At 56.9% G+C, this 14,561-nt stretch carries 10 protein-coding genes; 3 read left to right on the top strand and 7 right to left on the bottom strand.

The window, feature by feature from the left end; translation table 11 throughout:
- Nucleotides 1-3 precede the first annotated feature (3 nt).
- Both HB680_RS14265 and HB680_RS14260 read right to left on the bottom strand, forming a co-directional pair.
- Nucleotides 4-798 carry an enoyl-CoA hydratase/isomerase family protein gene (locus HB680_RS14265; RefSeq protein ID WP_213939257.1) on the bottom strand — a complete coding sequence of 265 codons (795 nt, stop codon included), beginning with the start codon at nucleotides 796-798 and terminating at the stop codon, nucleotides 4-6.
- Between the two features lie 104 nt (nucleotides 799-902).
- The gene (locus HB680_RS14260) at nucleotides 903-2,249 is read right to left on the bottom strand and encodes an MFS transporter (protein ID WP_213939256.1); all 1,347 of its coding nucleotides are present in this window, start codon (nucleotides 2,247-2,249) and stop codon (nucleotides 903-905) included.
- 169 nt (nucleotides 2,250-2,418) lie between these two features.
- Here HB680_RS14260 and gcvA point away from each other — a divergent pair, with 169 nt between their 5' ends.
- On the top strand, nucleotides 2,419-3,321 hold the full coding sequence (gene gcvA / locus HB680_RS14255; RefSeq protein WP_213939255.1) for a transcriptional regulator GcvA: 903 nt from the start codon (nucleotides 2,419-2,421) through the stop codon (nucleotides 3,319-3,321).
- 9 nt (nucleotides 3,322-3,330) lie between these two features.
- Here gcvA and HB680_RS14250 read toward each other — a convergent pair whose 3' ends face one another.
- The 5 genes from HB680_RS14250 to HB680_RS14230 form a co-directional block, all read right to left on the bottom strand.
- Nucleotides 3,331-4,773 carry an aldehyde dehydrogenase family protein gene (locus tag HB680_RS14250; RefSeq protein ID WP_213939254.1) on the bottom strand — a complete coding sequence of 481 codons (1,443 nt, stop codon included), beginning with the start codon at nucleotides 4,771-4,773 and terminating at the stop codon, nucleotides 3,331-3,333.
- A gap of 443 nt (nucleotides 4,774-5,216) precedes the next feature.
- Nucleotides 5,217-7,913, bottom strand: a complete 2,697-nt coding sequence (locus HB680_RS33090; RefSeq protein ID WP_213939253.1) for a LuxR C-terminal-related transcriptional regulator — start codon at nucleotides 7,911-7,913, stop codon at nucleotides 5,217-5,219.
- A 102-nt stretch (nucleotides 7,914-8,015) separates the two neighbouring features.
- Nucleotides 8,016-8,936 (bottom strand): hypothetical protein, encoded by a 921-nt coding sequence (locus HB680_RS14240; RefSeq protein WP_213939252.1) that lies wholly within the window; start codon nucleotides 8,934-8,936, stop codon nucleotides 8,016-8,018.
- 134 nt (nucleotides 8,937-9,070) lie between these two features.
- A complete protein-coding gene (locus HB680_RS14235; protein ID WP_213939251.1) occupies nucleotides 9,071-10,183 on the bottom strand; it encodes a DUF917 domain-containing protein in 1,113 nt (370 codons plus the stop codon).
- A gap of 35 nt (nucleotides 10,184-10,218) precedes the next feature.
- Nucleotides 10,219-11,757, bottom strand: a complete 1,539-nt coding sequence (locus HB680_RS14230; protein WP_213939250.1) for a hydantoinase/oxoprolinase family protein — start codon at nucleotides 11,755-11,757, stop codon at nucleotides 10,219-10,221.
- 685 nt (nucleotides 11,758-12,442) lie between these two features.
- On the opposite strand from HB680_RS14230, the gene HB680_RS14225 reads away from it, so the two are divergent.
- Together HB680_RS14225 and HB680_RS14220 are read left to right on the top strand one after the other, a co-directional pair.
- A complete protein-coding gene (locus HB680_RS14225; RefSeq protein WP_213939249.1) occupies nucleotides 12,443-13,747 on the top strand; it encodes a cytosine permease in 1,305 nt (434 codons plus the stop codon).
- 71 nt (nucleotides 13,748-13,818) lie between these two features.
- Nucleotides 13,819-14,442, top strand: coding sequence for a YitT family protein (locus tag HB680_RS14220; protein ID WP_213939248.1), 624 nt, complete (start codon nucleotides 13,819-13,821; stop codon nucleotides 14,440-14,442).
- The last annotated feature ends 119 nt before the right edge of the window (nucleotides 14,443-14,561 follow it).

The following is a 14,561-nucleotide window of genomic DNA, read 5'->3' as shown; positions in this document are numbered from 1 at the left end:
GGGTTATTCCTTGCGCGAGGCGGCATTCAAGAATTCAGTCACGGCATCACGGTGTGCGTTGGTGCTGTAACACACCGCTTGCGCCTGGCTGCCTTGGGCAAACACCTGCGCCGCAGAGAGTTCAAAACTTTGGTCCAGAATGGATTTGCCCAGCGCCAGCGCGGCGGCCGAGCCTTGGCTCAACTCCTTCGCCCAAGCCTGTGCGTCGGCCAGCAAGGCGTCCGCCGGGCTCAAGCGATCGGCGATACCCAGCGTCAATGCCTCGGCTGCAGCCACCGTTCGCCCGCTGAAAATCAACTCTTTGGCTCGCGCCAGACCCACCCGGCGCGGCAGGAAATACAAACCTCCGCCATCCGGGATCAGACCGCGTTTGATGTAGCTCCAGGCAAAACTGGCAGTCTGGGAGGCGATGACAAAATCACAGCTCATGGCCATGTCGGCCCCCAGCCCGGTAGCGGAACCATTCACGGCGGCAATCGTTGGCTTCGGCATCTTGTGCAACAGTGAAACCGTGTGATGCACGCGCTGCTGGCGACTCCAGCCGTTAAACGCCACTTCGCCTGCCGGTGCCTGCATGCGTTTACTCATGCCACTGATATCACCGCCGGCACAAAAGCCTTTGCCGTTGCCCGTCAAAACAATGGCCCGCACCGAACTTTCCTGAGCCAGATATTCCAACGCGATAATCAACTCGCTGCGCATTGCGTCACTGATTGCATTGCGTTTTTCAGGACGATTAAGTATCAGGGTTGCAATACCCGATTCAATACGCAAGTCGATAAGCTGTAATGCTTCCATATAAGAAACCTTAAAAATTTAGAATGAAAGTTCAATCAGTCCAACTAACAGAATGGTCTAGCCAACAACATTTCAACCGCGAAGATGAGGGCGAGCGCACTCAATCAATTAATAGACCTGGCTTTTTCACCCAGCAACTTTCCTGGCACGAAGACCATTAGCATTAGAGCGCCCAGGGTAATAACACCGGCATAGATCTGAAACCCAAGATCGAAACTACCGGACAAGTCCTTGATCAACCCCAGTAACGAGGGGGCCACCGCACCGCCGATCGAGCCCAGGGTGGTGATCAAGGCGATACCCGCCGCCGCACCGCCGCCGGTCATGTAGCTGGACGGCATGGAAAAAATCGTCGGCAAGGACGAGTAGTGTCCGGTCGCAACCATCGACAACAAGACAATGGACATGATCGGATCGTTACGAAACTCCGGCAGCAACGCCAACCCGATCGCCGCGCACAGCACCGGGACCACGGTGTGCAGGCGCCGCTCCATTTTGCGGTCCGAATGCCAGCCGACAATCAACATCCCGATGATGCCCATGAACGGCGGGATGGCGGCCAGGAAGCCAACGTTGAGTATCTCGGCAATGCCGGAATTTCTGATGATGGTCGGCGTCCAAAACGTCAGGGTGTTGGCACAGATGAAACTGGCAAACATGACGTAACTGATGACATAGACGCGCGGGTCACGCAGCACGCTCCACAGCGAGCTATGGCTGCGATCGGACTTGTTGCGGTGCTCTGCGCTCAAGGCGTCGGCGACGATGGCTTTCTGCGAAGGTGTCAGCCATTTGGCTTTTTCCGGGCGATCCGCCAGCAGGCTGTAAGCGACGACCCCCATGATGATCGAGGGCAGGCCTTCAAGGATGAACATCCACTGCCAGCCATGCATGCCCATGTAGGCCTGGAAGTTCTGCATGATCCAACCCGACAGCGGACTGCCGAAAATGCCGGACATGGGAATGGCGATAAAAAACATCGCCGTGATGCGGCCACGGCGCTGTGCCGGGAACCAATAGCTCAAGTACAAAACGATGCCTGGCAGGAACCCGGCCTCGGCACATCCCAGCAAAATACGCGCGATGTAGAACTCGGCCGGTGTTCGCATGAAGGCGGTCAGGCACGTTACCAGCCCCCAGCAAACCATGATACGCAACAACGTCTTGCGCGCACCGAGTTTGTCCAGCATCAGCGTGCTGGGGATTTCGAACAGGATAAAACCGACATAAAACAAGCCAGCGCCCAAACCATAAGCGGCGTCACTAAAACCCAGATCGGATTTCAACTGAAGTTGGGCGATGCCGATATTGGTGCGATCCAGATAGTTGAAAAAATAGCAGATAAACAAAACCGGCAATAATCTGAAGGCAATGGTTTTATAGGTACTTCTGGTGTCGGCATCCGAAGATGTATTAGCAATGAGTGGCGTATCCAAAGTTCCGGTGCTCATGACTGTCTCCTGTTTAGGCAGTCGCTTATTATTGTTTTCACACTGCACTCGCTAATGTGCTGTTAAGCACGACGGTGCCGATGAATTCTTTACTCGGACAGACATTGACGCAAATGAGTAATGGTTATAGGTTGACCAACAAAATGTTAGCCATCATCGAGTACATTTCATGAGGCGTCACCTGCCCCCGCTAAACCCCCTCAAAGCATTTGAAGCCGCTGCTCGCCACCTGAGCCTGACTCAGGCCGCGAATGAGTTGCACGTCACCCAGGTTGCGATCAGCCGACAAGTGCGGCTGCTGGAGGAGAACCTCGGCGTGCAGTTGTTCCAACGTGGCCACCGCTCCATCAGTCTGACGCCGCAAGGGACACAATTGCAGAACGGTATCACCCGCGCCTTCGATGAAATTGAAACCGTGACGAAAGCCATCAGCGTCCGTGGTCGGCGCGACATCCTGTCGATCCAGGCTTACACCACCTTTGCCCAGCGCTGGCTGATACCGTTGTTGTCGCGCTTCCATCAGGACTTTCCCAACATCGAAGTGCGGTTGACAGCCTCGCTGAACCCGGTGGATTTCGAACGGCAGAATATCGATGCCGCCATCCGCTCCGGCATGCCCAACGATTGGCCGACCCTCAGTGCCGACTTCGTCGCGCCACTGGAGCTGATGCCCGTCATCAGCCCTCGCTTGCTCGACAACGGTCCGCCGTTAACGAGCCCCACCGATCTGGGCAAACACACCTTGCTGCACTCCATCGCCCGCTCCGAAGACTGGACCTCATGGCTGCAAGCCAGCGGTGCGCATGCACTCAATGGTCACGGCGGCATCAAATTCGAAAACTCCGCCATGGCTTATGAAGCCGCGATCCAGGGGATGGGGGTTGCCATCGGTGTACGGGTATTGGTCACCCAATACCTGGCCAGTGGTGCATTGGTCACCCCCTTCAAAGACTCGGTGCTGCTGCAGACCGGTTATTACCTGGTAAGACCTAACAACCGTCCTGAATCACCGGCGCTGAGGGTCTTCCGTCAGTACCTGATGGAAGACCTGCGACGCGCTGGCGCGATTTGAGCGACAGGATCAGCCAAGGCCCAGGTAAATGGTCTTGGCTTCCTGGTAGACGCGAATGCCGTAAAACCCCTTTTCCCGCCCGATGCCGCTGTCTTTGAAACCACCGAACGGCGTGGCAACGCTCAAGGCTTTGTAGGTGTTGATCCAGACCGTACCGGACTCAATCGCCCGGCCAACGCGCCAGGCTTTTTTGAACGACTCGGTCCAGATGCCACATCCCAGGCCATAAACAGTGCCGTTGGCCTGCTCGATCAGATCGGCTTCGCCATCAAACGGCAGGACACACAGCACAGGGCCGAAAATTTCCTCCTGGCACACCGTCGCCGAACTCGGCAGCCCGGCAATGATGGTCGGCTCGTAATAAGCCCCCTTCTCCAGTTCTGGTGCATCCGGACGTTTACCGCCCACTAGAATCTGACCGCCTTCCTTCAACGCTGAGGCGACGTAACGCTCAACCCGTTCGCGGTGAATAAAGGACGACAGTGACGCCACTTGGCTCTGTGGCGCATCAGGTGGCCCGACACGCAGCGCACGCGTGCGCTCCACGACACGCCCCAGGAACTCGTCGTAAATAGAGCGTTCGATGAACAACCGCGAACCGGCAATACATGACTGTCCAGATGAACTAAAAATACCCATCACCACCGCATCGAGCGCCGCGTCGAGATCGGCGTCGGCGAAGACGATGTGTGGCGACTTTCCGCCCAGCTCCAGCGCTGTCGGTACCAGACGCTCACCGGCGATTTTGGCGATGATCCGCCCCGTGGCGGTGCCCCCCGTGAACGAGATCATGCGCACATCTGGATGTTGTACCAGTGCCAGTCCGGCCTCTGGGCCGGACCCGGTCACAACGTTGAGAATGCCAGGCGGAAAACCGGCATCGATAAAAATTCGGCCCAACTCCAGCGCCAGGGTCGGCGTGAATTCGGAAGGCTTGAGCACCACAGCGTTACCGGCAGCGACAGCTGCAGCAACTTTCTGAGCCTCCAGGGTCAAGGGCGAGTTCCAGGGCGTGATCGCCGCCACAACACCAAAGGGTTCGTAAACTACGGTCGACAGGTATTGCCCGCGTGATGGCGCAACTTCCGAAACCATGGTTTCGCAGATGCCCGCAAAATAGCGAAAGGCACCGGCAGCCGCGGCCGCCTGAAAGGAGCATTCGCTGAGCAGTTTGCCGTTTTCGCGCATTTGTTGAGCCGACAGCTGCGGGCCACGCTCGATGATCAACTCGGCGACCCGGTACAACAGACGTGCACGTTCGTGAGGGAGCATGTTGCACCAGGAAGGCTGCCGTTGCGCCTGCAATGCGTTAGTCACTGCGTGATCGACGTCAGCGGCGCTAGCCGATCCCACGTAACCGTTAAGCTCACCGGTTGCAGGATTGATGGATTCGATGGGCACAGCATTGCCCTTGATCCATTCGCCGCCAATCAAAAAAGGCTGGATAGACATTCAAAACACTCCACTTCAGATCATTGTTATTCGAAAAACGAACTCTTGTGGCTCGACTCTAGCGGTCCAGACAACCTTCATTCAAATGACTTAATGGCACTGCTAGCCCAACATTAAATTGGGCTTGGGTACATGCCCAGTGCTGATCTCTCCAGCTGTTTTGGCGGCGAATTGTGGTAGCTGCGGCGATATAAGCGCATTCACACCCATTTGACCCAAGGCCGCCGACTCGCACTGCGTTCCAGGGCGGCAAAGGTCTCGCTTTCCAATTGCAGCGCTACATCGAACGGCTGATGGATCGATGCAGCGCCGCAAGGACTGCGCGACCCGGGTCTCGGGGCCGTTGATCGATGCCGTGCTGTCCAGGGTAGATGGCATTCACATGCTCACCTCCAGAGACATTGTGTGAATACCTGGTCAACTTGACGAACAGCCCGTGGGATTTACCTGTCACTCACCGGGATGATATTGCCGATGACTGCAGCGGTCGCGGCACCTCGGCTGTTAACGCCCAGCTTTGTGAAAATCGTCTTCAGATGCTGCTTGACCGTTTCCGGTGAAACGCCCAGTTCCCGGCTGATCCTTTTGGTCGCCAGCCCCTGCACCAGCCAGTACATGACATCGCGTTCCCGGATGGTCAGTTGCACATTGCGCTCGATCCTTCGACGTATCGCGGCGAGTCGGCCATCACGAATTCGGTGCTTCAATCCGATGATCGCCGTCGGCTCGTCGTCCCCTCGGGCTTCGAGCCAGGCGATGTCCACCAACTCATCCACGAACGGTTGAGAGATACGCCCCTCAGCGGCGATGGCAAGTGCCGATTGCCACATCCCTTGCGCCCCGCACTCATCTCCGATCGCGATCAGAACACGCATGTACAACAACCTGGCGGCGATCACCGCAGGACGCTCCTCCATTTGCTCTGCCAATATCTGGAGTCTATCGGCATAAAGACTCGCATACTTCAAATCACCGCGTGCCAACGCAAACCGAATGGCGGCACGACCGACGGCTTCTACGTCGGCCCACGGCAACTTACGGATACCGCGAGCGTCCTTCCACAGACCTTTGAGATTGATCTGCATCGCCAACACTTCCATTTCGTCGTTGCGCCCCTCGTCAGCCAACCAAACCAGCCTGGTGCAGGCGGCCAACACGCCAAGATGCGGCAACGTTTCGGAGTCGGCGAGCCGTTGTGCAGCATCCAGCTGAGCCATTGCGGTCACCGTATCGCCAAGGGCGTACAAACAACGCGCACGTTCGATGTAGACCGCGGCTGTCACCTCAAACAGCAGTCCGGCAGAGTGCGCTTCGATTCCCTCAAGAATGGCCAGGGCTTTTTCCAGTTCACCGCTCAGGTTCGCAACGCGCGCGCGCAAGGCCGCCACCATGTTGCGGAATGATGTTTGCTCGAAGCGGATGACCGCATGACTTGAATCGATCGCCTTGAGCAGAATGTCTTCGGCCTGATCCAGGTGTCCGGACCCCACACATTCGCGTGCCCGATTAAAACGCACCCACTGGATGTTGTAATCGCTGTTTTCGGAGCGGTACATCAATTCGATCCGGGCGATGTAGCGAGCCGCTCCCGACAAGGGGCCATAGCGGTGCAAAAAGAGTATTTGCAGGGGCAGCAACAGACCGAGTATTCGCCAGTCATCGCAGAACTGGACCATCGCCAGGCGTGTGACCCGATCGAGTTGTGCCCAAGGTGAAATGATGAGTTCATGCTCGGCCCGATTCAGCAGGACCAAGCAATCGACCAACGAAACTTCGAGCTGAAAATTTTCATCGGCAGCCAGCCGTGCGAATGGGCTGCCAGGCTCCGCCAGCTGCAGTTCGCGCTGCAATCGCTCCATGTCCCAGCACGCTTCACGGGCGTTGTTTTCAGTCAGCAGATGCGCGATGTACAACAGGCGCAGCCTGGGATGGGCCTGCCTGACCGCCGATGGCAGGCGTGAAAGCAGGACCTGGGTTCTGCCGATGCCGGCATCGGCTATCAACCGTACGGCGCCGTTGTGCTCGACAATTCGGGCCGCTGTTTCCGGCTCCCCGGCCTGTATGGCCTGGTCCACTGCCCGGATCAAATCCTGATGAGCCGCGTAGGCGTTCGCCGCTCGCAAGTGCCGACGTGCAATCACGTCATCCCCAATGAGGCGAGCGTGCCAGATCAGGGATTCGCGCAGCCAGGGGTTCACATGAACCGACGTCGCATCCGTCCGATGTTTGATCAACGGAGCCAGCCCCGCGAACCAGGCGATATGATTTGCACTGTCAGAGCGCTCAAGCACTGCATTGGCAATGTCGACTGTCACCTCATCCAGTATCGATGTGTCCAGCAGGAAGCGGCGCTCCTCATCGGGCAATGGCGCCAGGATCTGCGAAGCAACGTAGTCATGGGATTCCACCAGTGCGGCGGCCATCGGATTGAAATTGACGAATGATGCCTCCCTGTTCCCCGGTGATCTGAAGGCATGATGGTGCGCCATCAACTGCATCACCGCAGGCCAGCCTTCACTGCGAGTCCAGGCCTGCGTCAATGCCTCGCTCGGCACACCGTCGGTGAACAGGCTCGCGGCCTCTTCGAACGTAAAGGCAAGATGCTCCGGACCGATCAGGCGGACGTAGCCTCCCAGAAGATACTGACTTAACCTCGCCTCTTGTCGACGCCGGCCGGCCAAGTAACAACTCACGCCATCCGGCAGTTCTCTGGCCAATTCGATCAGTTGAGCATCTGCTTCCGTATCCAGCCATTCATCGTTATCAATGAATAATGCAAAGCGCCCGACACGCTCACTGACCTGGGCAAGCAGCTCGGTGATGCGCACGCAGGATCGGAACCCGCAGAGCCCCGAATGATGCAGCGCCTCAGACAACACATCAGACAGGGAGGACATCCGGTCCTGAGATTGAGCATTCATCCATATCGTTGTAATGCCCGACGCCTTTAATTGCCGTAAATACTGTGCGTAGAGAGTGGTTTTTCCAAAGCCGGCAGGCGCACGAAGGATGGTCATTGACGCGCTGGCAACAGCGGTTCCGTCCAGTTGCAGTAACAGTCGCTCACGCACCAGCGCGGTCTCAATTCGCACGTCCGGCATGAAGCGGGAAACGGCTTTGGATCGAAAATTGGGTTCCACGTACACTCTCCAACCAGAAGGGTTTGACGCCACCTTCCATGGCGGCAAAGCCAGCCCTGATTGACACGCTCAGGCCTGCCCGATTTTTACGCCTCGGCGGCCTTAGAAGGACTTTACCAACAAGAAATTCAAAGAAGTGGTACGCGGTACGCCTTGATGGTGGTAATCGAAATCAAACGTTCCTGCCAAGTAGAAATTATCCTTGGCGAATCCTAGATAAGTGAAGGTCGGTCCAATCATCCCCTCCGAGGCGCGAGCATAATCCGAATCGCCAACGTTGTAGATATTGTAAGCATGGTGCAGCCCGACAATCAGGTCGTCCTTGACCTGATAACCCGCGGCGACATCCGCCAGACTGACACTCAACGCGCCACGCATTTTCACGGTTTGCCCATCGCCCAGATCGGTCGAGTTACGGTTTTTAAACAGATACACCAGCGACACCGGCGCAAAGGTCGCGTGCCAGCGGCCATAAGCAACGTAGTTATTGACCGTGGTAGCAATCGACCATTGGTTACCACCCGCGCCTAACCCCGTGGTCTTGTCACTGCCATTCGGACCGTTGAACATCAGCTCGGGACTGACCCACCAGCTCCTGTACTCATCGCTGCCAAACGCTCCGCTGCCTGGCTGGACGACCTGATAGTAGTACTCAAACCCCAGTTCCGGCATCGTGACACCCCAACTCGAATCCCTGGAGCCTTCGGGTGTGTCCTGGTACCCGCCATAAAATCCCAGCCATGCCTCGAATTGGTCACGGGTGGTGCCGGTGAACCCCGTCTCGCTGTAGTAGGCCAGTTCCGAAAACATTTTCCCCGTGTTGGTATCAGGTTGTGAACGGGAAACCGAAGGCATCAGCAAGACACCGAAGGTGCCAGGTACACCCGGTTGAGCGAGGCCGATAAAGTTGCCCGCGCTGGATGTCGTCGTCCAGAGCAATGCGATGACAAAGACGGCGAACGAGCAAGCCACAGACTGGATAAACGCTCCAGGGCGAGCGACGGCCAAACGTGAATTTTTCATATCAATGTCCCATTAATTATTGTGGGTAGCTTGTAGGGGCAGAAATTGAGCAAAAGCCTGGAGAACCCCTTCTTTCGAAGGGGCGAAAAGATCGTTCTTGTTTTGGGTTGCCGTGGGGAATCGACGCCGGCCAATCAGACCGTTACGGTCGATCGATTCCTTGTATGTGCAGCAGCCAGTTCTTCGAGCGATATGTAATTGCTGTCAAAACCAAAGTGGCGCGGCCCGGCGAGTTCCAGGCCTGCCGGTGTACGCCAGGCTGTGTGGCTGGGCAGGCCCATGAGGGTGACACGCAGCCCGTATCGCATGGCCTCGCTGGTGATCGGCTCGCCGGACTGGGAGTCCAGGCAACAGATAAGGTCGGGGGTCATCGCGATCACCTGGTCGTCGACACTCGCGTAGAGAAATTCGTTCTGCAGATCGAGCCTTGCTGTGCTGTCGGCAAACGCATCGAGGCCCTGGAGAGTGACGACACCCCGCTGCCATCCACCTTCCAGACGCCGGTCGACACCGACGACCTTGCCTTGGAACAACCTGAAACCACCCAGCGCTTCGAGCAGACTTTGGACTGCGTCAGCGCCGCTGCGGCGGGCATCGAGCACCACCTGGCCAGCCCGTTGCAAGGCGCGAATCGATCCGCGAATCACGGCTTTTTTTGCTTGTGCACCAGTCATCGGGTACAAGGCACAGGCACACGAGCCGCCCATTTCCATCAGCGTACTGCGGGTGATTCTTTCGGCGAAGCTGTTGCCTCCCGACTGAATCATCAGCACGTTGAGACGATCATCAACCACCGCCATCGGCGTCGCCGTGATGTTGTTCAGGGTACAGGTGGTCATCTGCAACTCCGGAAATGCACGCCCCATGGTGTCCCCGTCAATCAGCGGAATGCCGAGACGGCTGGCGATCGAGAACGGGATAGTCGAGTTGTATCCTCCGGCCTCCAGACAGAGGGTGGCGTCAGCCTTTCTACCGAGGTGTTTTTCCAGCGCCTGCAACGCGACGATAAGGGGCTCTACGCTCGGCAACTTTTCCGTGAGAACCACGGGCGCTCCCGCGCCGGCAACAGGAATGACAAGGGCATCGTCGGATAGCGACAATACGTCGATCAGATTGACCGGGCCGGACTCTCGCAAGATGCGTTGGGCCAGCAGCTTGCCCAGATAGGGATCGCCACCACCACCGGTGCCATAGATGGCGCTACCCAAGGCAATCGCTTCCATTTGCTCGGCATCGATGTACGACATGTCATGTTCTCCGGAGGTTGTGCAAGGTGAGCCGTTCATAGCTGGAGGTCTCCAACCATCTTCACGCGGATGCGCGTGGCCTTTCCCGGCAAATAAGCCAAGGGGGTATCTTCGATGTCGATGGTTTCGACCGTATCGGCCACGCCGCCTTCATCGATGACTTTCTGCCGACAACGCGCAGTGGCATCGGCAATGGCCTCATCGCGACTGATGTCCGAAAAACGATAGACGTGGTCGATCTCTGCGCCAATCTGAGCGATAGCCGCACCGACCGCATTGGCCACCTCAAACGAAGGCGGACGAACAGTGGGCAAGCGATCAATGTCGCCAGAGAGCAGGACGCTCCCGCCACCCACCACCAGCACCGGTATCGGCGCATCGGACACGCGCATGCGATCGACAGCGGTCGCCACCATGTCTTGCATGCGGGTAACCGCCCGGCGAACCGCCGCGGCGTTCAGATGGGCAACGAATGTTGCCTCACCGAACCTCGCGATGCCCGCGGCTACTGCAACATCACTGGCGGTCAGGACATCGCCCCCAAAGACCAGTGCTTTCTCGTAGAGCCGATAGCCGACACTGCGGGGGCCGAACGTACAGGCATTGAGGTCAACGTGCGAGCCGCCACCCAAACCGATGCAATGCACATCGGGCATCCGGAAGTTAGTGCGCACACCGCCGACCTCGACCGCCACCCCAGACATCCTCGGGAAGCCCTTCTGCAACAACCCCACATCTGAGGTGGTGCCGCCGATATCCACGACGATCGCATCCTGGGTGCCAGACAGGAAAGCCGCGCCACGCATGGAGTTCGTAGGACCGGAGGCGACCGTCAGGATCGGAAAGTCCGCGACCCGTTCTGCCGCAATCAAGGTGCCGTCGTTCTGCGTAAGGAAAAAGGGCGCGATGACCCCAGTGGTTCGCATCGCTTCGGCAAAGGAACGGCTGATGCGCTTGCCCAGGTCAACCAGTGCGGCGTTGAGAATGCTGGCATTCTCACGCTCGAGCAGCCCTAGATTCCCGAGAGAAGACGAGAGCGTGATGTGGGCATCCGGCAAGACCTTGCGAATGATGTCGGCCGCCTCAAGTTCCTGGTCGGGCACCAGTGGAGAGAAGACGCCAGATATGGCGATGTAATGAATGCCGGCCTTCGCACACTCCTCGGCAAACCGGACAACGGAGGAGGCGTCGATGCCAGAAATTTCCCGCCCATCGAACTCATATCCTCCAGCGCTCAACCGCACCAGAGGGTTGATGGCCTCTACAAGGTCCGCCGGCCAGCCCGACAACGGAGGTATATCGGAACTCGCAGGAAGCGCCAGGCGAAGTACTCCGACCCTGGACAGTTCACGCCGCTCGACGACGGCATTGGTGAAATGTGTCGTGCCGATCATGACGGCACCAAGATCGGCGGGCGTCACCCCGGACTCGCGCAACACCCGAGAAAGGGCTTGGAGTACACCACCCGTTACATCATGAGTCGTTGCCGTTTTAGTACCGCAGATAACTTCACGACCTCGCATCATTACGGCATCAGTATTAGTACCGCCCACGTCAATTCCTACACGATACATACAATCCTCTTTTTATATAAATGAGTCGCTGGAGTATTAGCACTCCGAAAAATCGAAACCTGACATAGACTCGAATTGCCAGGAGCCAGACTCAACGACAGCACAACGCAGACAGGTCCTACAGGCAGAGTTTGTTATATAAACCGCATACAGCAACCCATCTGCCACAAGGCCGTAATAAAGTTCGCGTATCGACTGAACTCTTCCGGATTCTATGGACAGACTTCGTAAAATGGGAAGGCGCCTGATGGGGTAGCCTCCTGTACATTTTGGGGGATAAGGCTCTAGTTCGGCCATCGACATGGCATCACCTTGGCGATTCGCGCCATTCCAGGCCCAACCTTGCCCAATCTGCCGATAACCAGACTGGTGACCTGGGATCAAACTCCAGAACCGTCAACTCGTGCCCTCCCCCACATTGACGTATTCCCTCCCCCACATTAGTTGTGCATGCACTATCTATATCGCCATACGATCAACTGCACGGAGTTCGTAGAGCCACACCCAACTAATGCAATCTTAGAAGTATCGCGCACTAACATCTGTCTTATGGACACCCAACCCACCTGACAAAAAGTCACAGCTTTATAAAAGAAACTTAGCAACACCCAGACGAGGCAAAATAATAAACACCCCAACCAACGTTGATAACAACACCTCATTTTTCTTCAGCAGGTATATGTACATGAGCCGTTTAAACAAGACCGCAAACCCTCAGGATTCGATGAAATATCATCAGAGGAACGCCGCAGATACACACCTCATCGGCGGTATAAGAATTGCCTTGGTCCTACTCGGCGTAATGATCGCCCTGCCAGCGTTCATGATGGGGGCAAGTATCAGTCGAGCGTTGGGTGTTATAGGGGGGATTCAGGCCAGCCTGATCGGTGGGCTCGTTCTGGCCCTGGTAGCACTGCCGGCGGCGATCGCCGGCGCACAAAGTCGAAAAAACAGCTATCAACTGATTCAGCAGGCCTTTGGTGAGCGAGGGGGATTGCTCGTCAATGTCGTCGTTGTGATCGCCATACTGGGCTGGTTCGGCGTCATCGCCATGATGTTCGGCCGGGCATTCCAACCCACGCTGCCGACAACACTGGCAACGATCTCGGTGAATTGGCTGGCGTTTTTTGGCTGCACGCTGATGACACTACTGACCATTTTCGGCTTTCGCGCACTCGACCTTCTCAGCGTGTTGGCATCTCCCTTCAAGGTCGTTGTATTGCTCTGGACCCTCATTGCAGCGCTGGCGAACGTCAAATGGTCAACGGTACTGGAGACCCTCCCGACACATGATTTTTCCATGACCACTGGCATCTCGATGGTGGTGGGCGGCATCATGACCGGGGCCATGCTCGCGCCCGACATCTCACGTTTCGCACGAACCCCGAAACAAGCAGCCTTTGCCTGCGCACTCGCCTATGGCGTCGGCTTCCCTCTCGTGCTGATCTTGTCTGGCATACCCAGTGTTGCGACCGGCCAGATGGACACCGTGACCATCATGCTTTCCCTCGGGTTGGGCATTCCGGCAATGATTGCGGTGCTCCTGATCGCTCTGACCACCAACGCCTACAACCTGTACGCGTCCACTCTGATCCTCTCGACCCTCACGCCTCTTCGCCCGAAGTGGCAATTGGCGCTCGCAGCCGCTGGAGTCGGCACTACGGCCGGACTCATGGGCATTAGTGAGGGGTTCGTCCCTTATCTGATCCTGCTGAGCATTTCTATTCCACCCATCGCGGGTGTCTACCTGACCAACTACTATCTGGGCGCCAGACTCGCGCTGACCGGCGAAGTCACGCAATGGCGAACAGAGGCTTTCCTGGCCTGGATCGTCGGTAGTGGATTCGCCTATACAGCCAATCACATCCACCTGGTGGTCACGTCCATTCCTCCACTTGATTCACTGCTGGTGTCGAGCCTCACTTACGTGTGCCTTCGATACCTGATGGCACGAGCCCAAGTGGCAAGACTCGAACGACAAGACTCCTGATTTCCCGATAGCAATAGCGCCCACACTGCGGCCAGTACCGTCGCCAGACTCTCAATCGATGCGATATCCCCATGACCAACGCCAACCACCCCCAGGAACAAACGATTAGCCACACCCATCTGGAAGACATCATTGCGATGATCATCGGCACCACACTCATAGCCATGGGCTTGAACCTGTACAAGGATGCCGGGTTACTGAGTGGCGGCCTCGCCGGAGTGGCCTTCATCCTTCACTATGCATTGAAGGTCCCGCTGGGCCTTTCCTTCTTCCTGCTGAACATTCCCTTCTACCTCCTGGCGATAAAACGCATGGGCTTTGGGTTTACGCTAAAGACATTCAGCGCGGTCACCCTGCTTTCACTCATGACAACCCTGATCCCCATGACGGTCACTATCGGCTGGGTGCACCCGGCGCACGCCAGTATCAACGGAGGGATTCTTTTGGGGATAGGGACATTAGTACTGTTTCGCCACCGGACCAGTGTTGGTGGGATTGGCATCGCCGTTCTTTACCTGCAAAACAAGTTCGGCTGGCGCGCCGGAAACATCCAGATGTTGGCAGACAGTTCAATCGTGCTTTGCGCGCTTTTATTTATCGAACCCAGCCGTGTGATGTGGTCCGTACTGAGCGCCATCACACTCAATCTCATTCTTTCCATAAACCACAGAGAGGGTCGTTACCAGGGAAAATAACTGTCAGGGCGTGACGGTGACCGTGATATCGACCTATGCAGAGTATTGCCGATCGATTTCCCGGTCAGCCTTTACAGCCTGAAACGCTCGACCAATCCATGGAGGCCAACGGCTAAATG

This window comes from Pseudomonas sp. dw_612 (assembly GCF_018449725.1).
Lineage (GTDB): Bacteria > Pseudomonadota > Gammaproteobacteria > Pseudomonadales > Pseudomonadaceae > Aquipseudomonas.
The sequence above is the reverse complement of the archived record's forward strand: the minus strand, read 5'-3'. Positions and strand labels throughout refer to the sequence as shown.